This is a genomic window from Arenivirga flava (assembly GCF_030161575.1).
GTDB lineage: Bacteria > Actinomycetota > Actinomycetes > Actinomycetales > Microbacteriaceae > Arenivirga > Arenivirga flava.
Map to the genome: position 1 here is coordinate 2,652,645 of NZ_BSUL01000001.1, position 25,228 is coordinate 2,677,872.

The following is a 25,228-nucleotide window of genomic DNA, read 5'->3' on the forward strand; positions in this document are numbered from 1 at the left end:
TGGGCGGATGAGCGACGACGTCATCACCTACCGCCGCTTCAGCGAGCGGCCGGCCCGCGACTACGTCACCGGGGCCTGGACCCGGCGCATCCGCTCGACGTCCATGGCGCTCATGATCGCCGGCGTCGCCGCGGGACTCGTCGCGCTGCCCTTCCTGCCGGAGGAGATCCCGACGCATTTCGGCTTCACGGGCGAGGCCGACGCCTGGGGGTCGAAGTGGTCGCTGCTCGGCATGCTGGCGCTGTGGGCGGTGATGCAGATCGGCATGGATGCGCTGTCGCGGCACCCGCGGCTGATCAACTTCCCGGGTCCGCTCACCTCGGCGAACGCGCAGCGGCTCTACCGTGTCGGCGAGCAGATGCTGGTCTGGCTCTCGGCCTCGCTCGCCATCGTGTTCCTCGGCATCGTCGGCATGGTCCTGGGCCTGCCGACGGTCGCGCTGGCGATGATCGGGCTGGTCGGCACCCTCGTCGCGACGTTCGGCGGCATCGCCCGCCTCGGCAACGCGTCCTGACGCCGCCCGCTCTCCTCGCGCACGCGGTTCGGCACCCGTCCTGCCCTCATCCGCTGCTGCGGACGTCGAGACGCGTTCAGGGCGCTCAGCGCGGTGCCACCGCATCCCACGCGACGGTGACCTCGCCGAGCCGCCACCGGCTCGCGCCGTCGCGCACCGGCCAGCCGGCCTCGCGCAGCGCGCGCACGACGGCGAGCCAGCGCTGCACCGGGCCGTAGGCGCCGAGCGGCGCGGCGATGCGCCACTGCCGGTCGAGCTCCTCGAGCAGCCGGTGCACGCCCTCGCCGGGCACGTTGCGGTGGATCAGCGCCTTCGGCAGCCGCTCCGCCGCGATCGACGGCGCCTCCAGCTCGGCCAGCCGCAGCGAGATCGTCAGGGTGCGGGGCCCCTCGGCGTCGAGCGCCACCCAGCAGCAGATCCGGCCGAGCTCGTCGCAGGTGCCCTCGACGAGCAGGCCGCCGGGGGCGAGCCGGGCGCGCATCCGCTCCCAGTGCCCGGCCACCTCCTCCTCGGAGTACTGCCGCAGCACGTTGAGCACGCGCAGCACGTCCGGGGGCCGCGGCGCCGGCACCTCGAAGCCGCCGCGCACGAACGACACCCGGGCGTCGCGGGCGAAGCGGCCGCCCGCGTACTCCCCGCGCCGGGCCGCCTCGAGCTGCGCGCTCGCGAGCGCCACCCGGTCGGGATCGATCTCCACACCGACGACCTCGACGTCGGGCCGCACGGCGGCGAGCCGCTCGTGCAGCTCGAGCGTCGTCACGGCGCTGCCGCCGAAGCCCAGGTCGACGACGAGCGGATGCGCGGCCGCCCGCAGCTGCGGCTGCGCGGCGATCCACCGGTCGATGCGCCGCAGCCGGTTCGTGCCGGTCGTCCCGCGCGTGACGTTCCCGATCGGCATGCACCCATCCAACCACCGAGCGGATGCGTCGCCCCGTTCGCCCGTTCGCTCGCTCGCTCGCCCGTTCGCCCGCTGAACGCGCCGTGCCGCACGTGCACCGCCCTCCTCCGTGCGACTCAGCACCGGAGCGACGACTCAGCGGTGTGTTCGATGCCGACTCGTCGCTTCGGTGCTGAGTCCTGCGCGCGCGGTCGTGCTGCCCGCGCGGTCGTGCTGCCCGCGCGGTCGTGCTGCGCGCGCGGTCGTGCTGCGCGCGCGGTCGTGCTGCCCATGCGCCGCCGCCGCGCCCGAGCCGTCCAACCTCGCTGGATAGGATGCGGGCATGACCTCCGCGCCCTACACCCTGATCCTGCTGCGCCACGGGCACAGCGAGTGGAACGCCAAGAACCTCTTCACCGGATGGGTCGACGTCGACCTCAACGAGCGCGGCGTCGAGGAGGGCCACCGCGCCGGCGAGCTGCTGCGCGACAGCGGCCTGCTGCCCGACGTGCTCTACACCTCGCGCCTCAAGCGCGCCATCCGCACCGCCAACCTGGCGCTCGAGGTCGCCGACCGCTCGTGGATCGACGTCAAGCGCAGCTGGCGCCTCAACGAGCGCCACTACGGCGCGCTGCAGGGCAAGGACAAGGCGCAGACCCTCGAGGAGTTCGGCGCCGAGCAGTTCCAGACCTGGCGCCGCAGCTTCGACGTGCCGCCGCCCGAGCTCGCCGACGACAGCGAGTTCAGCCAGGCGCACGACCCGCGCTACGCCGACCTCGGCGACGATCTGCCCCGCACGGAGGCGCTCAAGAACGTGATCGAGCGCATGATCCCGTACTGGGAGTCGGACATCGCCGTCGACCTCGCCGCAGGCAAGACGGTGCTCGTCACGGCCCACGGCAACTCGCTGCGCGCCCTCGTCAAGCACCTCGACGGCATCAGCGACGCCGACATCGCCGAGCTCAACATCCCCACCGGCATCCCGCTCGTCTACAAGCTCGACGAGCAGTTCCGCCCGGTCGAGCCCGCCGCCTACCTCGACCCGGAGGCCGCCGCCGCCGGCGCCGCGGCGGTCGCCTCGCAGGGCAAGCAGTAGTCGTCACCACGCACCGAGCGGAGGGGCGGGGCCGGCATCGGCCCCGCCCCTCCGGCGTCTCCGCGCTGATCGCGAAATCAGCGCGCATCGAGTTGCCGCGAATGGCGGTTTCGCGAGCACGATGGCCACCATTCGCGGCAACTCGAGCGTGCGACTGGGGTTCTCGCCGGGCGCGAGGGTGCACGCGGCGCCCGCTACCCCCGCACGAGCAGCAGCACCGCCAGCGCGAGCATCGTCACCGCGATGAGCCCGTCGAGCACCCGCCACGCGCCGGGCCGCGCGAAGAAGCGCCCCAGGGCGCGCGCGCCGAAGCCGAGCAGCGCGAACCAGGCCAGGCTCGCCGCCGCCGCGCCCGCCGCGAAGAGCCAGCGCCCCGGGTCGCCGTGCGCGGCGCCGAGGCTGCCGAGCAGCAGCACCGTGTCGAGGTAGACGTGCGGGTTCAGCCAGGTGAGCGCGAGCATGGTGAGCGCCGCCACGCCGAGCCGGGTGCGCGGCTGCTCGCCCGGTAACAGCGCCTGCGGCCGCAGCGCGCGCCGGGCGGCCAGCAGCCCGTAGCCGACGAGGAACGCGGCGCCCGCCCAGCGCAGCACCTGCAGCGCCCAGGGCGCGGCGCTGACGAGCGCGCCGACGCCGAGCGCCCCGAGCACGATGAGCAGGGCGTCGCTGATCGCGCAGATGAGCACGAGCGGCAGCACGTGCTCGCGGCGCAGGCCCTGCCGCAGCAGGTAGGCGTTCTGCGAGCCGATGGCGATGATGAGACCGGCGCCGCTGGCGAAGCCGGTGAGGATCGGGGTGATGGGCACGGATCGAACCTAGGCAGCGAGCGGATGCCGGTCCAGCTAACGTTCCTTCATGAGCGTTAGCGATGCTTCATCGACCGATCTGCCGCTCGAGCAGCTGCGCGCGATCGCCGCGGTGGTCGAGGCGGGCAGCTTCGAGGGTGCCGCACGCGCCCTGCGGCTCACCCCTCGGCGGTGAGCCAGCGCGTCAAAGCGATCGAGTCGCAGCTCGGCCGGGTGCTGCTGCGCCGCGGCAAGCCGGTCACGGCCACCGAGTCCGGGCAGGCGGTCGTGCGGCTCGCGCGCCAGGTCGAGCTGCTGCAGCGCGACGCGCGAGCGGCGCTGCAACCCGCCGAGGGCGAGCTCACGAGCATCGCGCTCGCGGTGAACGGCGACAGCCTGGCCACCTGGATCCTGCCGGCGCTCGCCCGGCTCAGCGCGGTGCATCCGCTCGTCTTCGACCTGCACCGGGAGGACCAGGCGCACTCCGCGGAGCTGCTGCGCCAGGGCGCCGTGATGGCCGCGGTCACCTCGGAGGCGGCGCCCGTGCAGGGCTGCGTCGTGACGCCGCTGGCCCGGATGCGCTACCGGCCGATGGCGACCGCGGCGTTCCGGCGGCGCTGGTTCCCGCACGGCGTCACGGCCGAGGCGATCTCAGCGGCCCCGGTGGTGGAGTTCGACCGCAAGGACGACCTGCAGCGCGACTTCGTGCGCTCGGTGCACCCCGGCGCCCGCCCGCCGCAGCACTTCGTGCCGGCGAGCGCCGAGTTCGCCGCTGCGGTGGCGCTGGGGCTCGGCTGGGGCATGGTGCCGGCGATGCAGGCCGAGGAGCACCCCGGGCTCGAGCCGCTCGCCGACGGGGTCGACGTGCCGCTCTACTGGCAGCAGTGGGCGCTCGACTCGCCGGCGCTCGCCCTGGTCGCCGAGGCGCTGCGGGAGGCGGCGCGCTCGGTGCACTGAGCGGAGACGACGAAGCCGCCCCGAGCGGATGCGCGGGGCGGCTTCGAGGAAGAGCTCAGTTGCCCTCTACCGGGATCCAGTCGCCGGTCTGCAGGTACTGCACCTTCTTGGCGATCGAGACCGCGTGGTCGGCGAAGCGCTCGTGGTACCGGCTGGCGAGCGTCGCGTCGACCGTGTCCTCGGCGCCTCCCTTCCAGGTCTCGCCGAGCACCTTGTCGAAGACGCTGAGGTGCAGGTCGTCGATGCGGTCGTCGTCGTTGCGGATCTCCTCGGCGATGCGCACGTCCTGGGTGCGCAGCAGCTCGGCGAGCTTCTTCGCGATCTGCACGTCGAGCTGGCCCATCTCGGCGAACGTCGAGCGCAGGCTCTTCGGCACCACCTTGTCCGGGAACCGGTAGCGCGCGAGCTGGGCGATGTGCGTGGCCATGTCGCCCATCCGCTCGAGGGAGGCGCTGACGCGCAGGGCGCTCACCACGACGCGCAGGTCGCGGGCGACCGGCGCCTGGCGGGCGAGGATGTTGATGGCCAGCTCGTCGAGCTCGACGGCCAGCTCGTCGATGGTCTTGTCGGAGGCGATCACACCCTCCGCGATGCTCACATCGGACTCGGTGAACGCGCGGGTCGCGCGCTCGATGGCCTCCGCGACGAGATTCGCGATCTCGACCAGACGCTCCTGGACCTCCTGCAGCTCCTGCTGGAACAACTCGCGCATGGGCTCCGCCTCTTCACTCTTCGGGATTCGGGTCGCCGTCGTCGGACGGCGCACCGCGAGCCATGCTCGTCAGCGCAGGTGAACGAACGATGACCCTTCGTCGAACAGCATCTAAAGTACCGTCGTCCGGTGGGCGAGTGGTTCGCGCCGCCCCGACGGGTTACTACGCTGAGCCTCATGGATACGCCCTGGCTGGTCCCGGTGGCGCTGCTCTTCGGGGCGGTCGTCGGCGGTGGGCTCGTCGTCCTCCTGCGTGCGGCCGCGCACCGGGGCGAACGAGCCGTGAGCGTGGCGACGGCCGCCGTGCCCGACGGCGTCGACCAGGTCATCGAGATCCTCGAGACCGCCGGCGTCGTGCTCGACGGCTCGAACAACGTGCTGCGAGCCTCGCCCGGGGCGATGGCCTTCGGGCTCGTCTGGAACAAGGCCCTCGTGCATCCGGAGCTCGTCGATATCGTCGACCGGGTGCGCCGCACGGGCGAGCCGGTCGACGAGGAGCTCGAGCTGGCGCGGGGCCCGTTCGGCGACGCGAGCGTCTACCTCGACGTGCGGGTGGCCATGCTGGGCTCGCGCTACGTGCTGCTGCTCGCCGACGACCGCACCGAGAGCTACCGGCTCGAGGAGGTGCGCCGGGATTTCGTGGCGAACATCAGCCACGAGCTCAAGACCCCGATCGGGTCGATCGGGCTGCTGGCCGAGGCGCTCGAGAGCGCCTCCGACGAGCCCGAGCAGGTCAAGCGCTTCGCCAAGCGGATGCGCAAGGAGGCCGAGCGTCTCGGTCGCCTCACGCAGGAGATCATCGAGCTCTCCCGCCTGCAGGCCAGCGACTCCCTCGACCACCCCGAGCCCGTCGCGCTGGACGGCGTGATCACCGCGGCGGTCGATCAGAACCGGGTGATCGCCGAGTCGCGGCGCATCCAGATCGTCTCGGGCGGCGACGACGGCGCAGTCGTGCTCGGCGATGCCCCGATGCTCACGATGGCCGTGCACAACCTCGTCAGCAACGCCATCAACTACTCGCCCGAGGGCACCCGCGTCGGCATCGGCGTGCACTCCCGAGACGGCATCGCCGAGATCGCGGTGACCGACCAGGGCATGGGCATCCCGGAGGAGGACCTCGACCGCGTCTTCGAGCGCTTCTTCCGCGTCGATCCGTCCCGGGCCCGCGACACCGGGGGCACGGGTCTCGGGCTCGCGATCGTCAAGCACGTCGTGCAGAACCACGGTGGCGACATCCGCGTCTGGTCCAAGGCCGGCAGCGGCTCGACCTTCACCATCCGCCTCCCCGAGGCCTCCCACGCGAGCGCGCCCGCGCTCGCCGCGACATCAGGAGAACAGCTGTGACCCGCATCCTCATCGTCGAAGACGAATCGTCGCTCAGCGAGCCCCTGGCGTTCCTGCTGGGCCGCGAGGGCTACGAGGTGACCGTGGCCGCCGACGGTCACGCCGCGCTCGCCGAGTTCGAGCGCCAGAGCGCCGACCTGGTGCTCCTCGACCTCATGCTGCCCGGCATCCCGGGCACCGAGGTGTGCCGCGAGCTGCGCACGCGCAGCTCGGTGCCGATCATCATGCTGACCGCGAAGGACAGCGAGGTCGACATCGTCGTGGGGCTCGAGCTGGGTGCCGACGACTACGTGACCAAGCCGTACTCGACCCGCGAGCTGCTGGCCCGCATCCGCGCCGTGCTGCGCCGCCGGGTGGAGGACCTCGACGACGACGAAGCGATCCTGCAGGCCGGCTCGGTGACCATGGACGTCGAGCGGCACACCGTGGCGGTCGACGGCAAGGAGGTGGCGATGCCCCTGAAGGAGTTCGAGCTGCTCGAGATGCTGCTGCGCAACGCCGGTCGCGTGCTCACCCGCGGCCAGCTCATCGACCGGGTCTGGGGCGCCGACTACTTCGGCGACACGAAGACCCTCGACGTGCACATCAAGCGCATCCGCTCGAAGATCGAGAAGGTGCCCGGCGAGCCTGTCATGCTCGTGACCGTGCGCGGCCTCGGCTACCGCTTCGAGGCGTGACGCCCTGACCCTCCGTTGCGGGGCAGCTGAGTCGGGAACCTTCTCGATATCCTGCATGCCCGACAGCTGACGGAGGAGGGGAGCGGATGGCGCGATCGCCGCGATCCACGCCGCCCCGGATCGCCGCCGCTCGCCTCCGCCCGCGGGCCCCGCTCGAGCCGTGACCGCGATCGCCGTCGCCGTCGCGGACCGTCGGGCCCCCTCGCGGCTGGTCCTCATGCTGCTGGTGGTCGCCCTCGTGGCCGGACTTGCCGGCCTGCTGCCCGAGCGCTTCGCCGGCGCTGCCGGGGTCGTGGGCTCGGTCGTGGCGGAGCTGGGGCGGCAGATGGCCGCCGTGCGACCGCCGACGCCGGCCCGGCTGCCCGCATCGGCGGCGCCGGAGGAGCTCATCCGGGCGCTCGACGCCGGGGCCGCCCCCGTCGCGGCCGAGGCCGCCGCGTACTGGGCGGGGCTCGCCGAGGAGGAGCGGGCCGTGCTGCTCGAGCGGATCCCGGGCGCCATCGGCCGTCTCGAGGGCATCGGCTACGGCGCCCGGGACGCCGGCAACCGCGCGGCGCTCGCCGGAGTGCTGGCCGGGCCGTCCGCAGGCACGGCGACCATGACGACGGCGAAGGCCGTGACCGAGGTGCTCGACGACGTGGAGGCTCGCGGGCTGACCGCCCAGCTGGTCTCCTTCGACGACTCCGAGGCGCTGGACGCCCGCGCCGCGATCGCGATCGGCGACCTCGACACCGCGGACTCGATCGCCTTCCTCGTGCCGGGCATGGACTACACGGTGGGACGGGATCTCGACACGCTGACCGAGGCCGCGCTCAACCTCTACGACGCGCAGACCGATCGGCTCCTGGCGCGGGGCTCCACCGCCTCGCACGCCGTCGTCTCCTGGCTGGGCTACCGCACGCCGGCCGCGGCACCCAGCATCGAAGTGCTGCTCGAGGATCGGGCCGTGGCCGGCGGGGCGCTGCTCGCGGCGGCCCTGGAGGGCGTGCGCGCGGTGCGCGGTGACGCGGCGGAGCTCGCGGTCGTGGCGCACTCCTACGGCACCCGTGTGGCCACCTACGCGCTCTCCGACGGCGCGACGGCGGATGCACTGGTGCTGATCGCCTCGCCGGGCGTGGCGGAGGAAGTCCGCTCGGTCGCGCAGCTCGACGTGCCGGCGGATCGCGTGTGGGCCGCCACGGCGCAGGAGGACGGCCCGGCCCGGCTCGGACTGGGCCTCGGCGCGCTCTTCGGCGGCAACGCCGACCCCGTGGCCGCAGCCTTCGGCGCGCAGGTGTTCGGGCAGTCGTTCGGCGCGGACTACGACCACGGCCTGCTCGAGGTGGAGCTGACGGACGGCGTCCGGGTCGGCTACCTCGACCAGGCCACGGAGTCGCTGCGCGAGATCGCGGAGCTCGCGCTGGCGGCCTGAGCCGGCACCTGAGCCGGGATCAGGCGAGCGCCGCGGCCGCCGCCTTCGCTGCAGCCGGCGCCGCCTCGAGGATGCGCCCGATGGCCCGCTCGTCGTGCGCGGCCGAGACGAACCAGGCTTCGAACACGCTCGGCGGCAGGTGCACGCCGGCGTCCAGGAACGCGTGGAACAGGGCGGGGTACGCCTCCTGCCGCTGCTGCTTGACCGTCGCGTAGTCGAGCGGGGCACGGTCGGCGAAGGCGAAGGAGAACAGCGTGCCGGCCCACTGCACGGTGTGGGGCACGCCCTCGGCGCTCAGCGCCGCGGACACGCCCTCGGCGACCGCGCGGGCCGTCCGGTCGAGCGCCTCGTAGACGTCCGCATCCGCCAGCCGCAGCGTGGTGAGGCCGGCCGCCACGGCGACCGGGTTCCCGCTCAGCGTGCCGGCCTGGTAGACGGGGCCGAGCGGCGCGAGCAGGTCCATCAGCTCGGCGCGACCGGCGAGGGCCGCGACCGGCAGCCCGCCGCCGACGACCTTGCCGAAGGTGACGAGGTCGGGGGAGTAGTCGGCCTCGAGGCCCCAGTAGCCGGCGGGGCCCGCGCGGAAGCCGGTGAGCACCTCGTCGACGATCAGCAGGGCGCCGTGCTCGTGCGCGAGGCGGCCGAGGGCGGCGTTGAAGCCGGGCAGCGGGGGCACGACGCCCATGTTCGCGGCGGCGGACTCGACGATGACGGCGGCGATCTCGTCGCCGCGCGCCGCGAAGAGCGTCTCGACCGCGACCGGGTCGTTGTAGGGCAGCACGATGGTCTGCGCGGCGACCTCGGGCGTCACACCCGCGGAGCCGGGCATCGCCTGCGTGGCCAGGCCCGAGCCGGCCTCGGCGAGCAGGCCGTCGGAGTGCCCGTGGTAGTGACCGGCGAACTTGACGAGCAGGCTGCGGCCGGTCGCCCCGCGGGCGAGGCGGATGGCGGTCATGGTCGCCTCGGTGCCGGTCGAGAGCAGGCGCACCCGCTCGATCGGCGCGAGGCCGTCGACCGCGAACCGCGAGCGGATGAGCTCCGCCAGCTCCACCTCGGCCTCGGTGGGCGCGCCGAAGGAGAGGCCCCGCGTCGCGGCCTCCTGCACGGCGGCGACGACCTCGGGGTGCGCGTGGCCCAGGATGGCGGGACCCCACGAGCCGACCAGGTCCGCGTACTCGTTGCCGTCCGAGTCCGTGATCCAGGCGCCCTTCGCCGAGCGGATGAAGGCGGGCGTGCCGCCGACGGAACCGAACGCCCGCACGGGCGAGTTCACGCCACCGGGGATGACGCCGCGTGCGCGGCGGTAGAGGCCCTCGTTGACCGTGGACTTCATCCGTCCTCCTTGATCCAGTTCGCGGCCTCGACCGCGTGGTAGGTGAGGATCGCGTCGGCACCGGCCCGACGGATCGCGGTGAGCGACTCGAGCACCGCGCGGCGCCGGTCGATCCAGCCGTTGCCGGCGGCGGCCTCGAGCATCGCGTACTCGCCGCTCACCTGGTACGCCCAGACGGGCACGCGGGCGGCCGCGGCGATCTCGGCGAGCACGTCGAGGTAGAAGGTGGCCGGCTTGACCATGACGATGTCGGCGGCCTCGAGCTCGTCGAGCTCGGCCTCGCGCAGCCCCTCGCGGCCGTTGCCGGGGTCGAGCTGGTAGGTGCGGCGGTCGCCCTGCAGCTGCGAGTCGACGGCCTCGCGGAACGGCCCGTAGAGCGCGGTCGCGTACTTGGCCGAGTAGGCCAGCAGGGCCACGTCGGCGAAACCGTGCGCGTCCAGCGCCTCGCGCACCGCGGCGGTCTGGCCGTCCATCATGCCGCTGAGGCCGAGCAGCGGGGCGCCGGCCTCGGCCTGGGCGACGGCCATGCGCTGGTACTGCATGAGCGTCGCGTCGTTGTCGACCCGGCCGTGCACGTCCAGCACGCCGCAGTGGCCGTGGTCGGTGAACTCGTCGAGGCAGAGGTCGGCCTGCACGACGAGCGCGTCGCCGACCTCCTCCTGCGCGATGCGGATCGCCCGGTTGAGCACGCCCTCCGGGTCGATCGCGCCGGAGCCCTGCGCGTCGCGCTCCGCGGGCACGCCGAAGAGCATCACGCCGCCGACGCCGGCGCCCGCCGCGCGCTGCAGCGCGGCGCGGAACGACGCCTCCGAGTGCTGCACGACGCCCGGCATCGACGAGATCGGCTGCGGATCGCGCAGACCCTCGCGCAGGAACATCGGCAGCACGAGCTGGGCGGGGTGCACCCGCGTCTCGCGCACGAGCCGCCGCATCGCCGGCGACGTGCGCAGGCGGCGGGGACGGATGGTCGGTGCGGTCATGCTGCGCTCCGTTTCGTCAGTCGCCGAGCGGCGCGATGTCGCGCGCGCCGTTCGCGAGCAGCTCGTCGGCCGCCCGCTCCGCGATCTCGATCGCGGGGTGCTCGGAGTCGGCGACGTACTGCGCGTGCGAGGCGGTCAGCTGCTCGCTGCCGTCCACGGCGTAGACGCGCGCCGAGAGGAAGATGAGGCCGTCGTCGAGGAAGGCGGTGGCGGCGACCGGCGCGGCGCATCCGGCCTCGAGGCGCGCGAGCACGGTGCGCTCGGCCTCGACGGCGAGGCGCGTCGAGAAGTGGTCCAGGCCCTTGAGGGCCGTGCGCAGCGCGCCCCTGGCGCCCTCGCGCACCTCGATGGCGAGCGCGCCCTGGCCGGGGGCGGTGGGCCACGGGCCGAGCTCGAGCAGCTCGGTCGCCGACTCGAGGCGGCCGAGGCGTCCGAGTCCCGCGGCAGCGAGCACCACGGCGTCGAGGTCCGCGTCCGGTCCCTGCGCACGGGCGAGCCGGGTGTCGATGTTGCCGCGGATGTCCACGACCTCGAGGTCGGGGCGGGCCTTGCGCAGCTGCGCCACCCGGCGCGGCGAGCCGGTGCCGACCCTCGCGCCCTCGGGCAGCGTCTCGAGCGTCAGGCCGTCGCGGGCGCAGAGCGCATCGCGCGCATCCGCCCGCTTCGGCACGGCGCCGATCTCGAGGCCGGGGTGCGGTGCGGTCGGCAGGTCCTTGAGCGAGTGCACGACGACGTCGCACTCCTCGGCCAGCAGCGCATCGCGCAGGGCCGAGGCGAAGACGCCGGTGCCGCCGAGGCTCGACAGCGAGGCGCGGCTCGTGTCGCCCTCGGTCACGACGCGCACGATCTCGATCTCCTCGCCGGTGCGGGCGGCGATCGAGTCGGCGATGGTCTGGGTCTGGGCGAGCGCGAGCGCGCTGCCGCGGGTGCCGACGCGGATCACGGGGCCACCCCCGCCACGGCCGGCTTGAAGCCGAGCCGCGCGTTCTCGCAGCAGCCCGGACGGCACACGTCGAACCAGGGCCCCAGGCCCGTCATCGCCGGCCGCTCGGCGGCAGGGGTGCCGTGCACGCGCTCGAGCACGAGGTCGACGAGGCCGGCGACGTAGGCCGGATGGATGCCCGGCGTCGGCGTGCGCAGCGCCTGCATGCCGTGCGACTCGGCGGTCTGCACCGCCTCGGTGTCGAGGTCCCAGAGCACCTCCATGTGGTCGCTCACGAAGCCGAGCGGCACGATCACGACCGCCTCGACGCCGTCCTGCGCCAGCTCGGCGATCTCGTCGTTGACGTCGGGCTCGAGCCAGGGCTGCGTGGGCGGGCCGCTGCGGGACTGGTACACGAGCTTCCAGGCCACGTCCGCGCCCAGCGTCGTCATGATGTGCTCGGCCACCGCGCGGTGCTGCGCGCCGTACGCGCCCTCGTCGCCGAAGTCCCGGTCCCGGGGTCCGCTCCTCAGGGCGTCGCCGGTCGGGATCGAGTGCGTCGCGAACAGCACGCGGGTACGCGAGGAGGCGATCCCCCGGTCGGCGAACGTCGCGAGCGCATCGCGCACGCCCTCCGCGAAGGGGGTCACGAAGCCGGGGTGGTCGAAGAACTGGCGCACCTTGTCGATGCGCAGCTCGCCTCGCAGGCCGGTGGCGTCCAGCGCCATCGCGAAGTCCTCACGGTACTGGCGGCAGCCCGAGTAGCTGGAGTAGGCGCTGGTGGCCAGCGCGATGATGCTGCGGAAGCCGCGGTCGTGCGCCTCCTGCACCGCGTCCTTCATGTAGGGGTCCCAGTTGCGGTTGCCCCAGAGCACGGGCAGGTCGATGCCGCGGCGCTCGAGCTCGGCCTCCAGGGCGGCCTTGAGCTGGCGGTTGTGCTCGTTGATGGGGCTCACGCCGCCGTAGTGACGGTAGTGGTGCGCCACCTCCTCGAGCCGCTCGTCGGGGATGCCGCGGCCGGCGGTCACGTTGCGCAGGAAGGGGATCACGTCGTCCTGACCCTCCGGCCCGCCGAAGCCGGCGAGCAGGATGGCGTCGTACGCCACCGGGGCCTCGACGTGCGGCGGGCCGCAGAGCGCCGGCTCCGAGGCCGCGAGCACGGCCTGGCCGTTGGTGATGCCGCTCACGCGAGCACCTCGGGCACCTCGGCGGCGGGGATGCGGCGACCCGTGTAGAACGGGATCTCCTCGCGCACGTGGCGGCGCGCATCCGTCGCCCGCAGATCGCGCATGAGGTCGACCAGGTCGGTCAGCTCGTCGGCCTCGAGGGGGAGCAGCCACTCCCAGTCGCCGAGGGCGAAGGACGAGACGGTGTTCGCGATGACGTCCGTGAACGCGGCGCCCTTGCGGCCGTGCTCGGCGAGCATCCGGCCGCGCTCGGCCGGGTCGAGCAGGTACCACTCGTAGCTGCGCACGAAGGGGTAGAGGCAGAGCCAGCCGCGCGGCTCGATGCCGCGCATGTAGCCGGGCACGTGCTGCTTGTTGAACTCGGCGTCGCGGTGCACGCCCATGGCGCTCCAGCTCAGCTCGAGGCGGTCGAGCACGCTGGCGCGGCGCAGCTCGCGCAGCGCGGCCTGCAGGCCCTCCGCGGTCGGGCCGTGCAGCCAGAGCATGAGGTCGGCGTCGGCGCGCAGGCCGCTCACGTCGTAGATGCCGCGCACGGTCACGCCGTCGAGCGCGTCGATGGCGGCCTGCAGCGCCTCGCCCTCGCCGCCGTCGAGGCGGAAGCCGGTCGGGCGGCGGTACACGGCCCACAGCGTGAACGCGCCGGGGGTGGCGGCGCCGGCGGAGGTGTCGATGTCGTTCATCGGTCGTCCATTCTTCCACTAGGTTCCTGCGAGGTGAGTCCGCGCTCGGCGAGCGTGCGGCGGGCGTGCGCGACGACCCGGGCGAGGCCGGTGCCGGCGACCGCGGTGCCGATGCGCACCACGTCCTCGGCGTCGTCGGAGGCGACCGGATGCGCCCCGGCGGGCGCCGGCGTCGCCCACGTCTGCAGGTGGCTGCTCACGAGCATCGTGCGGTCGAGCGCGATCCCGAGCAGGCGCCCGGCCTCCAGCAGCGCGAGGTCGACGAGCTCGTCGCCGTCGAGCGCGGGGAGGGGTAGCTGAGCCGCACGACGTGCCTGCCGGCGGGCAGCGCCTCGGCCAGCCAGGGCCACTTGGCGCTGGAGTGCGTGAGCGCCTTGGCCGCGGTGAGCCGGCGCGCCACGAGCACGCCGGTGCCGCGCGGCCGGGTGTCGAGCGCGGGGGCGTCGAGCAGCAGGGTGGCGATGACGAGCGACCCGGAGTCCGTCGTCGTCGGCGCGCCCGCGAGCACGGTGAGGTCCGCGGCGCCGGGGCCGGGCAGGTCCGAGCCGAGGTGCACCGTGGCGCCGAGCCGCTCGAGGTCGGCGGCGAGGGCCTCGACGAGCGTGTGCATGCCGCCGCGCAGCCCGGCGACGGCGGTGCCCGCGGCGGCGGCGCGCTGCCGGGCGACGGCGGCGCCCAGCGAGCCGGTCTCGCGCATCGCCTCGGCGAGACCCGGCGCGGCGACGGCGAGGGGCATCCGCTCGGGCGGGGTGGAGTAGACGCCGCCGGCGACCGGGGCGACCAGCCGGTCCAGCACGCGGTGCCCCATCCGGGCGATCACCACCTCGGCGAGGCTCGCGTCGTCGTCCACCCGCACGGGCAGGTGCCGGTCGAGGCGCGCACGCAGCACGCCGGCGCGGCCCAGCACGGCGCGCACGCCGGGCTCGGCCAGGTCGCCTGGGATGCCGAGCAGGCCCGTGCGGGGCAGCGGATGCGCGCCCGCCGGTCCCACGAGCCACGCGCCCTCGGCGATCGGGGCGACGCGCTCCAGACCGAGCTCCTCGGCCAGGCCGGCCACGGCATCCGTGCGGGTCGCGAAGCTCTCCGCGCCGACGTCGAGGGCGATCGAGCCGCCCGCGCCGTCGTCGAGGAGGGCGGATGCGACCGTGCCGCCGAGCCGCTGCGTCCGCTCGTGCAGGTGCACGCGCCATCCGGCGCGCGCGAGGTCGCGCGCCGCGACGAGACCGGCGATGCCGCCGCCGGCGACGGCGGCCGTGCGGGTCACAGGGAGTGCACCAGCTCGACGATCCGGGTGAGCACGGTCGGGTCGGTCTCGGGCGGCACGCCGTGACCGAGGTTCACGACGTGGGCGCGCGCGGCGCGGCCGCGCTCGACGACCTCGCGCACATGCGCCTCGACGACCGGCCAGGGGCTCCGAGCAGTGCGGGGTCGATGTTGCCCTGCAGGGTGACGTCCTGCCCGACGCGGCGGGCGGCCTCGTCGAGCGGCAGGCGCCAGTCGACGCCGAGCGCGTCCACGCCGATCGAGCGCATCGCGGGCAGCAGCTCGGCCGTGCCGACGCCGAAGTGGATGACGGGCACGCCGAGGTCGCGCACCGGCTCGAGCGCGAGCGCCGAGTAGGGGGCGACCGAGCGGGTGTAGTCGGCCACGCCGAGCGAGCCGGCCCAGGAGTCGAAGAGCTGCGCGGCGCTCGCGCCGGCGAGGATCTGCGCGCGCAGGAAGGCGCCGGTGAGCCGAGCGGTCCAGCTGAGCAGCGCGTCCCAGGCCTCCGGGTCGCCGTGCATGAGGGTGCGCGCGGGCAGCTGGTCCTTCGACGGGCCGCCGGCGGTGAGGTAGGCGGCCAGCGTGAACGGCGCGCCCGCGAAGCCGATGAGCGGGGTGGAGCCCATCTCGGCGACGGTGCGGCGCACGCCCTCCGCGACGGCGGAGAAGTCGGCGGCCTCGGGGTCGGGCAGCGCGGCGACCTGCGCGGCGGTGGTGATCCGCTCGGCGAAGACCGGGCCGCGGCCCGGCTCGATGGTCACATCGACGCCGGCGAGCTTGATCGGCACGACGATGTCGCTGAAGAAGATGCCCGCGTCCACGCCGTGGCGTCGGACCGGCTGGAGCGTGATCTCGCTCGACATCGCCGGGTCGAGGCAGGCGTCGAGCATGTCGGTGCCCATCCGCAGCTCGCGGTACTCGGGCAGTGAGCGCCCGGCCTGACGCATGAACCAGACGGGCGGATGCTCGGGCCGTTCGCCCCGCAGTGCGCGCAGGAGCGCGGAGTCGCCGGTGGCGGAGCGGAGGAGGGGATGAGCATCGCCGAGAGCGGAAGACGGCATGGTCACCAGGGTACATCGACAAGTCGTAGAAGGTTTAGACTCGTGCGGTGCTCGTCTCCCTGTCCGCCACGCACCGCCGTACGCCCTTCGAGACGCTCGAGCGCCTCTCGGTGACGTCGGAGGACTTCGCGGGCCGACTGGTCGCGTCGAGCGAGGCCGTCAGCGGCGCCGTCGTCGTCGCCACCTGCAACCGCTTCGAGGTGTACCTCGAGCTCGACGACCCGGTGACCGCCGGGCGCGCCGTGGCCCTCGAGGCGACCGCGAACGAGATGCACCGCAGCTTCGGCCTCGACGAGCGCGAGCTCGGCGAGCTGCTCGACGTGCGCACCGGCCCCGAGGCCGTGGAGCACCTCTTCAGCGTCACCGCCGGCCTCGACTCGGTCGTGATCGGCGAGGGCGAGATCGCCGGACAGGTGCGCCGCTCGCTCGAGGACGCCCGCTCGCGCGGCACGACCTCGCCCGAGCTGGAGCGCGCCTTCCAGCACGCCTCGCAGACCAACCGCGGCATCCGCAAGACCACCGCGCTGGCCCACGCCGGCCGGTCGCTCGTGCGCCTCTCGCTCGAGCTCGCGGCCAGCCGGGTGGAGGACTGGTCGGCCGCCCGCGTGCTGCTCGTCGGCACGGGCTCCTACGCCCGCGCCACGCTGGCCGCGCTGCGCGACCGCGGCGTCGTCGACGTCGCCGTGCATTCGCCCTCGGGCAACGGCGCGCGCTTCGCGCTGCCCCGCGGTCTGCGCGACGTGCCCGCCGCAGCGCTCGCGGCCGAGCTGGCCCAGGCCGACCTCGTCATCACCTGCACCTCCTCGGTGCAGGTCGTCGACCGCGCGCTGATCGAGTCCGGCCGGCTGCAGCACGGCGCGCGCCGCCAGCTCGTGATCGATCTCGGCATGCCACGCAACGTCAACCCCGACGTGCGCGGCCTGGAGCTGCTCGAGCTGCTCGATCTCGAGATCATCCGCCTGCATGCGCCGCTCGAGGAGCTCAACGCTACCGAGGACGCGCAGCAGCTCGTACGCCGCGCCGTCGACGACTACGCCGACGCCCGCGCCGAGCAGGCGCTCGCGCCCGCCGTCAGCGCGCTGCGGCAGCACGTGCACGGCGTGCTCGAGGAGGAGATCGCCCGGCTGCGCCGCCGCGGGGGCGACCCCGAGACGGAGGCGGCGATGCGCCACCTCGTCGGCGTGCTGCTGCACGAGCCGAGCGTCCGCGCCCGCGAGCTGGCCCGCGAGGGCGAGCCGGAGCGCTTCATCGACGGCGTCGAGGCGCTGTTCGGGCTCGAGGTCGAGCGTCGCGATCGGCGCGACGAGCGCGGCCCCGGCCTCCTCGCGGTCTGAGCCGCTCGGCTCAGAATCCGAAGGCCGACGCGATCCGCTGCAGCTCTCCCCAGGCGTAGACCGCGAAGAACACGATCGCGCCCATCGAACCGGCGATGAGACCGAGGGTGAGCAGCAGGTGCCGCCACTCGGGGCGGTTGCCGGATCGGGTGCGCTGCGGTGCCGTGGTCATGCGACCAGTCCACCGCGCGGGGTGCGATCCGCGCGTCGGGCGACGGTGCCATCCGCCATCCGCCGAAGGTTGTAGCGCACCCTGACGGGGCACCCTGAGACGACGATGGCGCCGACCCCGAGCGGGACCGGCGCCATCGCGCAAGCAGGGGCTATGCGGCGGGGGCGGCCTGCTCCAGCGCGTCGACCAGGGCGTCGAGGCCCCAGCTCACGCTGAGCGCGGTGGGCGGCGAGACCGCCGCCACGTAGGACGCGCCGACCAGCGGGGCGACCGTGCCGGCCGCGACCTGCGGCAGGGTGGCGGCGGTGCTGCTGGCGAGGTACGTGTCGGCCGTGGCCTGGTCGTCGAAGTAGAGCAGCAGCACGTCGCTCTCGAGCTGGTCGAGCTGCTCGTTGCTCGCGGTGAAGAAGAACGAGCCGTCGCCCGGGTCGAAGCCCTCGAGCGCCGGGGCGTTCTCGAAGCCGAGCTCGAAGAGCACCTCGACCCGCGGATCGGCCGGCGTGTAGCCGTAGAAGGCGCCCTCGAAGTCGGCGGCGGCGATGATGGTCTTTCCGGCGAACTGGGGGTGCTCCTCGGCGACGGTCGCGAGCTCGGCGGAGATGTCGTCGATGATCGCGTCGGCCTCGTCCTCCCTCTGCAGCGCGGTGCCGGCGGTCGTGATGACCTCCTGCCACGGCGTGGACCACTCCTTCTCCGGGTAGGCCACGGTCGGGGCGATGGCGTCGAGCAGGTCGTACTCGTCCTGCGTCACGCCCGAGTAGGTGGCGAGGATCAGGTCGGGCTCGAGCGCCGCGATCGCCTCGACGGGGGTCTCCTGGCTGTTCGGCAGCACGGTGGTCTCGCCGCCGAGGGCGTCGAGCTCGTCGACGACCCAGGGCTCGATGCCCTCCTCGTTCGCACCGTAGGACTGGTAGCTGATGCCGACCGGCACGATCCCGAGGGCGAGCACCGCCTCGGTGCTGCCCCAGCCGAGCGTCACGACGCGCTCGACGTCGGCGGGGATCTCGGCCGTGCCGAGCGCGTGCTCGATCGTGACGGACTCGGCGCCGGGCTCGGCGGCGCCGCCGGCGTCCGGGCCGGTCGTGGCGCAGCCGGTGAGGGCGAGGGCGGCGATCGCGCCGAGTGCGGCGATCGAGCGGATGCGGTTGGTCACGCGGGGTGCTCCTGTGCTGTGAGAGGGGTAGAGGCGAGGGTAGCCTAACCTCACGCTACGCGATCCTGCCGTGGAGCGGGACGGCAGGCGTCGTCAGACGCCGTGGAACCGTCCGATCGGCACGACCATCGGCGAGCCGCACACCGGATCGGCGACGACGCGGCTCGGCAGTCCGAAGGCCGTCTCGATGATCTGCGGCGTGACGACGTCCTCCGGGGCGCCCTCCGCGACGATGCGGCCCTCGTGCATCACCACCAGGCGGTCGGCGTAGCGGGCGGCGAGGTTGAGGTCGTGCAGCACCATCACCACGGTGCGGCCGTGCTCGCGATTGAGCTGCAGCAGCAGGTCGAGCACCTCGAGTTGGTGGGCGACGTCGAGGAAGGTGGTGGGCTCGTCCAGCAGCATCACGTCCGCGTCCTGCGCCAGGGCGAGGGCGATCCAGACGCGCTGCCGCTGCCCACCCGAGAGCTCGCCGACGGCGCGCTCGGCCAGTTCCGCCGTGTCGGTCAGGCGCAGCGCCTCCTGCACGGCGGCGTCGTCCTCCGCGCTCCAGCGCCGGAACAGCCCCTGGTGGGGGTAGCGCCCGCGGCCGATGAGATCGCCGACCGTGATGCCGTCGGGGGCGATGGGCTGCTGCGGCAGCATCCCGACGGCTCGGGCCAGCTCTCGGGCCGGCACGTCGGCGAGGGAGCGCCCGTCGAGCGTGACGGTTCCGCCGGTGGGCGCGAGCAGCCGACCGAGCCCTCGCAGCAGGGTCGACTTGCCGCAGCCGTTCGCGCCGACGATGACGGTGACCCCGCCCGCGAGCAGCTCCAGGTCGAGCTCGTCGACGATGGTGCGGTCGCGGTAGCCGAGGCTCAGCCCCTCCGCCCGCACGATCCGGTTCTGCGCGCTGCGCATCAGCGGCTCCTCTCGCGGTCGCGTCCCGTGGCGAGCAGCCACAGCAGGTAGGCGGCGCCGATCGCGCCGGTGACGATGCCGGCGGGGGCGGCGAGGTTCAGGGGCAGCGCGTGCTGCGCGACCACGTCCGCCCAGACCACGATGAGCGCCCCGACCAGCGCCGTCGCACCGAGCGACGGACGGCCGAGGCCGAGCACCCGCCGCGCGACGGGCGCGGCGATCAGGGCGACGAAGGCCATCGGCCCGGAGGCGGCGGTGCCGGCGGCGGCGAGCGCCACGGCGAGCGCGAGCAGCATCGGGCGCAGCCTGCGGGCCGGTGCGCCGAGGCCCGTGGCGAGCTCGTCGCCCGACTCGAGCAGGCCGAGCGGACGAGCGGATGCGGCCACCAGCGGCAGCAGCGCGGCGAGCACGATCGCGAGCACCGCGATCTCCGGCCACCGCGCGTTGCCGACGCTGCCGACCAGCCAGGAGAGCGCCGTCGCGGCTTCGCGCACGTCGCTCCGCGTCAGCACCCACTCGAGGGCGGACTTGCCCATGAACCCGATGGCGATGCCGGTGAGCACGAAGCGGTAACCGCTCACGCCGGTTCCGCCGCGCAGCGACAGGAGCGAGATGAGGGCCGCGATCACGAGCGCCCCCGCGAAGGCGGAGCCGGTGACGATCCACGGCGCCGCGCCGGCCATGAGGGCCGTGACCGCGGCGACGCTCGCCCCGGTGGTGATGCCGATGACGTCCGGGCTGGCGAGCGGATTGCGCAGCACGCTCTGGAACAGGCCGCCGGCGAGCCCGAAGGCGGCGCCGACGAGCACCGCGAGCACGAGGCGCGGCAGGCGCACGTCGATCACGATGAAGCGGTCGAGCCGCTCGCCCCCTCCGGCGAGCACCTGCAGCACGTCGAGCGGCGTGAGGCCGAAGTCGCCCAGGCAGAGGATGAGCAGCCCGGCGACGAGCAGCAGCGCGGCCATCACGGCGAGCGTCGCACGGGCTCGGCGGCGACGGCCGGAGCCGAGGCGCGCGGGGGCGGCGGTCACAGCCCCTCGCTCCGGTTGCGGCGCAGCAGCAGGATCATGACCGGCGCGCCCAGGAACGCGGTGACGATGCCGACCTCGATCTCGGAGGGGCGCGCGATCAGCCTGCCCGCCACGTCCGCCAGCAGCACGAGCGCCGGCCCGAGCAGCGCCGAAAGCGGCACGATCCAGCGGTAGTCCTGCCCGACGAGCCCTCGGGCGAGGTGCGGCACGACGAGGCCGACGAAGAGCAGCGGCCCGGCGAGCGCGGTGCCGCCGCCGGCGAGCAGCACGATGACGGCGAGCAGCAGCGCGCGCACGGCGCCGGTGCGCTGCCCGAGTCCGCGGGCGAGGTCGTCGCCGAGCGCGAGCAGGTTCAGGGTGCGCCCGCTGAGGAGCGCCACCGCCGCGCCGACGGCCAGGAACGGCCAGATCGAGGCCACGTTGTCGAGGTCGCGCCCCACGAGCGACCCGACCTGCCAGAAGCGGAACCGGTCGAGGGTCTGCTGGTCGCTGAGCAGCACGAGGCTGATCACCCCCTGCAGCCCGGCGGTGAGCGCTGCTCCGGAGAGCACCAGCCGGGCGGGGAGGTGCCGCCCTCGCCGCCGCGACCGACGAGGTAGACGACGACGGTCGCCACCGCAGCGCCCAGCAGTGCGCACCAGAGGTAGCCGAGGCTGGTCGAGACGCCGAGCAGCGCGATGCCGAGCACCACGAAGAGCGACGCCCCCGTGCTCACGCCGAGCAGCCCCGGCTCGGCGAGCGGATTGCGGGTGAGCCCCTGCATGACGGCCCCGGCGAGCGCGAAGGCGATTCCCGCGAGCAGCCCGATCACCGTGCGCGGCACCCGCAGGTCGCGCACGACCGTGTGGTCGTTGTCGCCCGTCACCGGGTCGAGCAGGGCCTGCAGCACGGCGGAGGGCGCTACGTCGCGGGCGCCGAGCGCCAGGGAGGCGAGCAGCGCCAGCGCCAGCAGCGCTGCGGCGAGCACGAGCACCAGCGTCCGCCGGCCGACCCCGATGCGAGCGGCGGATGCGGCGGGCGCCCCCTCGAGCGCGGTCGCCACCTCAGCCGGTCCGCTCGGCGACGCCGAGGCGCCAGTAGCCCATGAAGGCGACCCGCTTGCGGTCGATGCCGGTCTCGGTCACGAGCACGCGCCGCAGCGCCTTGATGGCGGCGGACTCGCCGGCCAGCCACGCGTAGAACGCCCCCGGGCCGTCCTCGGGGCTGTCCCAGAGGATCTCCGCGTCGACGTCGATCTCCTCGACCGGCTGCTGCCGGGCGCCGAGCGCGGGGGCGTAGGCGGCGCGATCGCTCGCGAGCCATCCGCGCAGGGCGGGCTCCAGCCTGCTGCCGTGCGGGCCGCCGTCGCGGGTCAGCCAGGTGATGCGCGCATCCGCTCGCGTGGGCAGATCGATCGGGAAGCCGTCGTCCGGCACCTCGAGCAGCACGCGCGCCACGGTGCTCTCGGGCAGCGCCTCGAGGATGCCGCCCACGGCGGGCACCGCGGTCTCATCGCCCACGAGCAGCACGGAGGTCGCCTCGCCCGGGTGCCAGTCGAGTCCGAGACGGTACCCCTCGCTGCGGTCGTCCGGTCCGACGATGGCGATCCGGTCGCCGGGGCGCGCCTGCGCGAGCCACTGCACGGCGGGCCCCTCGCCGACGTGCACGGCGAAGTCGACGTCGAGTTCGCGGGCGGACTGGTCGATGCGTCGCACCGTGTAGGTGCGGAAGGGGTTGCGGCGCTCCTCGGGCAGCTCGCGCCAGCGCGCGTACCAGCCGACGGGGTCGCCGCTGAGGAAGTCGGGGTCGCCCCAGCCGGTGCCCGGCAACGGGAAGACGAGCTTGATGCGCTGGTCGAGGCCGGCCGTGCCGAAGTACGCGAGCTGGTCGCCGGTGAAGGTCACCCGCACGAAGCCGGGCGCGATCGACTCGACGCGCGCGACGACGACCTCGAACGGGCGGTACGCGGGGCGGTCGTCGCGCAGCACGGCGCGCTCTTCGACTGAGGTAAGCATCACCTCAGTTTCACACACCGCGGGACCGCGGTGGGCGGCAGGGCCCTAGTGGCCCTCCTCCTCCGACTCCTCGGTGCGAGGGTCGTAGGACGGGTCGGTCACGCTGAGCACGTCGCCGTCGAAGTCGGCGGGCAGCAGCGCCTCGTACTCGGGCAGCGAGCCGTCGACCACGGGCACGGTGAGCACCTCGCCCTGCTCGGTGCCGTACTGCACGAACACGTCGAGGTAGCCGCCGATCGAGCCGTCGAGGTCGGTGAAGAGCAGCTGCTCGCGGTCGCCGAAGCTGGTCGTGAACGTCTCGCCCGCGGGGACCCAGAACTCCTCGGTGACGCGCTCGCCGGAGGCGGTCTCGTACTGGAGGCCGAGTCGCGCGGGGTCGTCGCCGAGGTTGGTCACGGTGCCCACGAAGGTCGCGGTCTCGCCGTCGCCCGTCACGAGCAGGGCGTTCTGGACGTCGACGGTGCCGACCGAGCCGGAGACGCCGTCGCTCGGGTCGTAGACCTCGGTGGTCGCCTGGTAGGTGACGAGATTGCAGGCCGAGGCGCCCAGCGCCACCGCGCCGGCGATGGCGACCGAAGCGGCGATGCGTGCTGTCTTCACTGAGCCCTCCCGAGCCGGAATGTGCTGCCCGGGCACGCGGAGGCGCATCGGGCGACGATGGTTCGGCGACAGTCTACGCGGCGTGGAGCGCGGGGCGCGCTTAGGGCACCCTAAAGAGAGGCCGGGGATGCTATCATGGCCTGCACTGGAAGGGACGTACCTACATGCTTTTTGAGGTCGGAGAGACCGTTGTCTACCCCCACCATGGCGCAGCCACCATCACCGAGGTGAAGAAACGCGTCATCAAGGGCGAGGAGAAGGTCTACCTCAAGCTCAACGTCACCCAGGGCGATCTCGTGATCGAGGTGCCCGCCGAGAACGTCGACCTCGTCGGTGTGCGCGACGTGATCGGCAAGGAGGGGCTCGACCGCGTCTTCGAGGTGCTCCGCGCCCCGTTCACCGAGGAGCCCACCAACTGGAGCCGCCGCTACAAGGCGAACCTCGAGAAGCTCGCGTCCGGCGACGTGATCAAGGTCTCCGAGGTCGTCCGCGACCTGTGGCGCCGCGACCAGGATCGCGGCCTCTCGGCCGGCGAGAAGCGCATGCTCGCGAAGGCCCGCCAGATCCTCATCTCGGAGCTCGCGCTCGCGGAGAAGACCGACGAGGACCAGGCTTCGACGGTTCTGGACGAGGTGCTGGCCTCCTGAGCACCGTGCATCCGGCGGGGTCGGTGCCGCCGGATGCGAACCGCTGTGCGCCCGCTGAAGATCGCCCGTGGCGCGCGGCCGCGGTCGACAGGCTGATCGCATGAGCACCCCGCCCGGCCCCCGCGTCGCGGTCGTCATCGTGGCCGCAGGTGAGGGCTCCCGGCTCGGGCTCGGCGAGCCCAAGGCCTTCGTGCCCCTGGCCGGTCGCAGCGTGCTCGCGCACGCGATCGCGCCGCTGGCGGAGCTGCGCGAGCATCCGCTGCTCGTCGTCGCGGTGCCGCGCACGCACGTCGCGCTCGCCCGCGAGATCGTCGCCGGGTCGCCCGCTGCGCACCTCGACGCCCGCGTGGTCGTGGGCGGCGCCACCCGTCAGGCCTCGGTCCGCGCCGCGCTCGACGCGCTCGACCCCGCTGTCGACATCGTGCTCGTCCACGACGCTGCGCGACCGCTCGCGCCCGTCGAGCTCTTCGAGTCCGTCATCGCCGAGGTGACCGCGACCGGTGCAGGCGTCGTGCCCGCGCTGCCGGTGGCCGACACGATCAAGCGGGCGGATGCGGGCGGCGCGGTCGTCGAGACGCTCGACCGCTCCGAGCTGGCCGCCGTGCAGACGCCGCAGGGCTTCCCGCGAGCGCAGCTGCTCGCCGCCCACGACGCCGCGGGCGCCGAGCGCACGGACGACGCCGCGCTCGTCGCCGAGGCGGGGCATCCGGTGCGCATCGTCGCCGGCCACGAGCTCGCCTTCAAGATCACCACGGGCGCGGAGCTCCGTCGGGCCGAGCAGCTCCTCGCCGTCGTGCCCGTCGCCGGCGTGCGGGTCGGCACGGGCGCCGACGTGCATCCCCTCGACGCCGGTCGCGAGCTGTGGCTCGCGGGCCTGCACTGGCCTGGCGAGGCGGGCCTGCGTGGTCACAGCGACGGCGACGTCGCCAGCCACGCGATCTGCGACGCGCTGCTCGCGGCCGCCGGCATCGGCGACCTCGGCTCGGTGTTCGGCACCGACGACCCCCGGTTCGCCGCCGCGCGCGGCGAGGTCTTCCTGCGCGCGACCCTCGACCTGGTGCGGGGCCGCGGCTTCTCGGTGGGCAACGTCACGGTGCAGGTCGTCGGCAACCGGCCGAAGCTGGCGCCCCGGCGCGACGAGGCGGAACGGGTGCTCTCCCGCATCCTCGAGGCGCCGGTGAGCGTCGCCGCCACGACGACGGACGGTCTCGGGCTCACGGGGCGGGGCGAGGGGGTCGCGGCGATCGCGACGGCGCTGCTGCTCGGCCCGCACCCGCTGCCCGCCCGCTGATCAGCCGCTCGCTCCGCTCGCCCCCATCCCGCCCGCCCCCGCCCTCACCCCGCCCGCCCTTCCGCCGTCCGCGCGATACCGAATGCAGGAACGCGCTACGACTCACCCCCGCCACTGCCGCAAAAGCGGCACCAAACTGCTCGCGGGCACGCAGATGCGGCGCTCCCGGCCTCTGTGCCGCCCGTGTTCCTGCATTCGGCACGGTACGCGGGCTGCGGGGGAGCGAAGCACGCGACGTGATGGACAAGATGGGGCGGGTGGAACGAGCCGGCGAAGCGTGAGCAGGGCGGCCTCTGCTGCGGCACGCGTC

The 25,228-nt window shown here is 74.0% G+C and carries 28 protein-coding genes and 1 pseudogene; 10 read left to right on the plus strand and 19 right to left on the minus strand.

The genetic code is table 11. From position 1 onward, the window contains the following. Window positions 1-7 precede the first annotated feature (7 nt). On the plus strand, window positions 8-514 hold the full coding sequence (locus tag QQK26_RS12835) for a DUF1648 domain-containing protein (RefSeq protein WP_284233380.1): 507 nt from the start codon (window positions 8-10) through the stop codon (window positions 512-514). 85 nt (window positions 515-599) lie between these two features. Here QQK26_RS12835 and QQK26_RS12840 read toward each other — a convergent pair whose 3' ends face one another. Further along, complete coding sequence (locus tag QQK26_RS12840; protein ID WP_284233383.1) at window positions 600-1,412, minus strand: class I SAM-dependent methyltransferase; 813 nt, start codon at window positions 1,410-1,412, stop codon at window positions 600-602. Window positions 1,413-1,734: 322 nt separating this feature from the next. On the opposite strand from QQK26_RS12840, the gene QQK26_RS12845 reads away from it, so the two are divergent. Further along, window positions 1,735-2,487 (plus strand): phosphoglyceromutase, encoded by a 753-nt coding sequence (locus QQK26_RS12845; protein WP_284233385.1) that lies wholly within the window; start codon window positions 1,735-1,737, stop codon window positions 2,485-2,487. 194 nt (window positions 2,488-2,681) lie between these two features. On the opposite strand, the gene QQK26_RS12850 is transcribed toward QQK26_RS12845, so the two are convergent. Next, the gene (locus QQK26_RS12850; protein WP_284233387.1) at window positions 2,682-3,290 is read right to left on the minus strand and encodes a LysE/ArgO family amino acid transporter; all 609 of its coding nucleotides are present in this window, start codon (window positions 3,288-3,290) and stop codon (window positions 2,682-2,684) included. 49 nt (window positions 3,291-3,339) lie between these two features. Between QQK26_RS12850 and QQK26_RS16280 the strand changes: the two genes are divergently transcribed. Together QQK26_RS16280 and QQK26_RS12855 are read left to right on the plus strand one after the other, a co-directional pair. Beyond that, window positions 3,340-3,465 (plus strand): LysR family transcriptional regulator, encoded by a 126-nt coding sequence (locus QQK26_RS16280; RefSeq protein WP_348520019.1) that lies wholly within the window; start codon window positions 3,340-3,342, stop codon window positions 3,463-3,465. Continuing rightward, window positions 3,462-4,226 carry an ArgP/LysG family DNA-binding transcriptional regulator gene (locus QQK26_RS12855; protein WP_348520020.1) on the plus strand — a complete coding sequence of 255 codons (765 nt, stop codon included), beginning with the start codon at window positions 3,462-3,464 and terminating at the stop codon, window positions 4,224-4,226. The genes QQK26_RS16280 and QQK26_RS12855 overlap by 4 nt, the downstream gene beginning before the upstream one ends. 55 nt (window positions 4,227-4,281) lie before the next feature. On the opposite strand, the gene phoU is transcribed toward QQK26_RS12855, so the two are convergent. Beyond that, on the minus strand, window positions 4,282-4,938 hold the full coding sequence (gene phoU / locus QQK26_RS12860) for a phosphate signaling complex protein PhoU (protein WP_284233390.1): 657 nt from the start codon (window positions 4,936-4,938) through the stop codon (window positions 4,282-4,284). A 177-nt stretch (window positions 4,939-5,115) separates the two neighbouring features. Between phoU and QQK26_RS12865 the strand changes: the two genes are divergently transcribed. From QQK26_RS12865 to QQK26_RS12875, 3 genes are all read left to right on the plus strand, one after another. Beyond that, window positions 5,116-6,282, plus strand: coding sequence for a sensor histidine kinase (locus tag QQK26_RS12865; protein WP_284235332.1), 1,167 nt, complete (start codon window positions 5,116-5,118; stop codon window positions 6,280-6,282). Next, window positions 6,279-6,959, plus strand: coding sequence for a response regulator transcription factor (locus QQK26_RS12870; protein WP_284233391.1), 681 nt, complete (start codon window positions 6,279-6,281; stop codon window positions 6,957-6,959). Before QQK26_RS12865 ends, QQK26_RS12870 begins: the two co-directional genes overlap by 4 nt. Window positions 6,960-7,119: 160 nt before the next feature. Beyond that, window positions 7,120-8,370: an alpha/beta hydrolase gene (locus QQK26_RS12875; protein ID WP_284233394.1), complete on the plus strand. Its 1,251-nt coding sequence runs from the start codon at window positions 7,120-7,122 to the stop codon at window positions 8,368-8,370. Window positions 8,371-8,389: 19 nt separating this feature from the next. Here the strand turns inward: QQK26_RS12875 and hemL are convergent, their stop codons facing one another. The 8 genes and pseudogenes from hemL to hemE form a co-directional block, all read right to left on the minus strand. After that, window positions 8,390-9,703 carry a glutamate-1-semialdehyde 2,1-aminomutase gene (gene hemL / locus QQK26_RS12880; RefSeq protein ID WP_284233395.1) on the minus strand — a complete coding sequence of 438 codons (1,314 nt, stop codon included), beginning with the start codon at window positions 9,701-9,703 and terminating at the stop codon, window positions 8,390-8,392. Beyond that, window positions 9,700-10,683, minus strand: a complete 984-nt coding sequence (gene hemB / locus QQK26_RS12885) for a porphobilinogen synthase (protein WP_284233397.1) — start codon at window positions 10,681-10,683, stop codon at window positions 9,700-9,702. Before hemB ends, hemL begins: the two co-directional genes overlap by 4 nt. Before the next feature lie 16 nt (window positions 10,684-10,699). Beyond that, window positions 10,700-11,626, minus strand: coding sequence for a hydroxymethylbilane synthase (hemC, locus tag QQK26_RS12890; RefSeq protein WP_284233399.1), 927 nt, complete (start codon window positions 11,624-11,626; stop codon window positions 10,700-10,702). Then, the gene (locus tag QQK26_RS12895) at window positions 11,623-12,792 is read right to left on the minus strand and encodes a ferrochelatase (protein WP_431308014.1); all 1,170 of its coding nucleotides are present in this window, start codon (window positions 12,790-12,792) and stop codon (window positions 11,623-11,625) included. The genes hemC and QQK26_RS12895 overlap by 4 nt, the downstream gene beginning before the upstream one ends. Continuing rightward, window positions 12,789-13,472, minus strand: a complete 684-nt coding sequence (gene hemQ / locus QQK26_RS12900) for a hydrogen peroxide-dependent heme synthase (protein WP_284233402.1) — start codon at window positions 13,470-13,472, stop codon at window positions 12,789-12,791. The genes QQK26_RS12895 and hemQ overlap by 4 nt, the downstream gene beginning before the upstream one ends. Beyond that, the gene (locus QQK26_RS12905; protein WP_284233404.1) at window positions 13,469-13,672 is read right to left on the minus strand and encodes a hypothetical protein; all 204 of its coding nucleotides are present in this window, start codon (window positions 13,670-13,672) and stop codon (window positions 13,469-13,471) included. Before QQK26_RS12905 ends, hemQ begins: the two co-directional genes overlap by 4 nt. Further along, the gene (locus QQK26_RS12910; protein WP_284233406.1) at window positions 13,669-14,736 is read right to left on the minus strand and encodes a protoporphyrinogen/coproporphyrinogen oxidase; all 1,068 of its coding nucleotides are present in this window, start codon (window positions 14,734-14,736) and stop codon (window positions 13,669-13,671) included. The genes QQK26_RS12905 and QQK26_RS12910 overlap by 4 nt, the downstream gene beginning before the upstream one ends. Beyond that, window positions 14,733-15,796: pseudogene (hemE, locus tag QQK26_RS12915) on the minus strand (uroporphyrinogen decarboxylase). The gene QQK26_RS12910 and the pseudogene hemE overlap by 4 nt, the downstream one beginning before the upstream one ends. 47 nt (window positions 15,797-15,843) lie before the next feature. On the opposite strand from hemE, the gene QQK26_RS12920 reads away from it, so the two are divergent. Then, window positions 15,844-17,130, plus strand: coding sequence for a glutamyl-tRNA reductase (locus QQK26_RS12920; protein ID WP_284233409.1), 1,287 nt, complete (start codon window positions 15,844-15,846; stop codon window positions 17,128-17,130). 10 nt (window positions 17,131-17,140) lie between these two features. Here the strand turns inward: QQK26_RS12920 and QQK26_RS12925 are convergent, their stop codons facing one another. From QQK26_RS12925 to QQK26_RS12960, 8 genes are all read right to left on the minus strand, one after another. Further along, the gene (locus tag QQK26_RS12925) at window positions 17,141-17,302 is read right to left on the minus strand and encodes a hypothetical protein (protein WP_284233411.1); all 162 of its coding nucleotides are present in this window, start codon (window positions 17,300-17,302) and stop codon (window positions 17,141-17,143) included. Between the two features lie 151 nt (window positions 17,303-17,453). After that, window positions 17,454-18,455, minus strand: coding sequence for an iron-siderophore ABC transporter substrate-binding protein (locus tag QQK26_RS12930; protein ID WP_284233413.1), 1,002 nt, complete (start codon window positions 18,453-18,455; stop codon window positions 17,454-17,456). Window positions 18,456-18,548: 93 nt separating this feature from the next. After that, on the minus strand, window positions 18,549-19,355 hold the full coding sequence (locus QQK26_RS12935; protein WP_284233415.1) for an ABC transporter ATP-binding protein: 807 nt from the start codon (window positions 19,353-19,355) through the stop codon (window positions 18,549-18,551). Then, entirely contained in the window at window positions 19,355-20,386 is a 1,032-nt protein-coding gene (locus tag QQK26_RS12940) for a FecCD family ABC transporter permease (RefSeq protein WP_284233417.1), read from the minus strand. The genes QQK26_RS12935 and QQK26_RS12940 overlap by 1 nt, the downstream gene beginning before the upstream one ends. Next, the gene (locus QQK26_RS12945) at window positions 20,383-20,937 is read right to left on the minus strand and encodes a FecCD family ABC transporter permease (protein WP_284233419.1); all 555 of its coding nucleotides are present in this window, start codon (window positions 20,935-20,937) and stop codon (window positions 20,383-20,385) included. Before QQK26_RS12945 ends, QQK26_RS12940 begins: the two co-directional genes overlap by 4 nt. Then, complete coding sequence (locus QQK26_RS12950; protein WP_284233421.1) at window positions 20,895-21,428, minus strand: FecCD family ABC transporter permease; 534 nt, start codon at window positions 21,426-21,428, stop codon at window positions 20,895-20,897. The genes QQK26_RS12945 and QQK26_RS12950 overlap by 43 nt, the downstream gene beginning before the upstream one ends. A gap of 1 nt (window position 21,429) precedes the next feature. After that, the gene (locus tag QQK26_RS12955; RefSeq protein WP_284233423.1) at window positions 21,430-22,380 is read right to left on the minus strand and encodes a siderophore-interacting protein; all 951 of its coding nucleotides are present in this window, start codon (window positions 22,378-22,380) and stop codon (window positions 21,430-21,432) included. Between the two features lie 45 nt (window positions 22,381-22,425). Next, window positions 22,426-22,980 carry a hypothetical protein gene (locus tag QQK26_RS12960; protein WP_284233425.1) on the minus strand — a complete coding sequence of 185 codons (555 nt, stop codon included), beginning with the start codon at window positions 22,978-22,980 and terminating at the stop codon, window positions 22,426-22,428. A 164-nt stretch (window positions 22,981-23,144) separates the two neighbouring features. Here QQK26_RS12960 and QQK26_RS12965 point away from each other — a divergent pair, with 164 nt between their 5' ends. Together QQK26_RS12965 and ispD are read left to right on the plus strand one after the other, a co-directional pair. After that, complete coding sequence (locus QQK26_RS12965) at window positions 23,145-23,627, plus strand: CarD family transcriptional regulator (RefSeq protein WP_284233427.1); 483 nt, start codon at window positions 23,145-23,147, stop codon at window positions 23,625-23,627. 100 nt (window positions 23,628-23,727) lie between these two features. Next, a complete protein-coding gene (ispD, locus tag QQK26_RS12970) occupies window positions 23,728-24,918 on the plus strand; it encodes a 2-C-methyl-D-erythritol 4-phosphate cytidylyltransferase (RefSeq protein ID WP_284233429.1) in 1,191 nt (396 codons plus the stop codon). The last annotated feature ends 310 nt before the right edge of the window (window positions 24,919-25,228 follow it).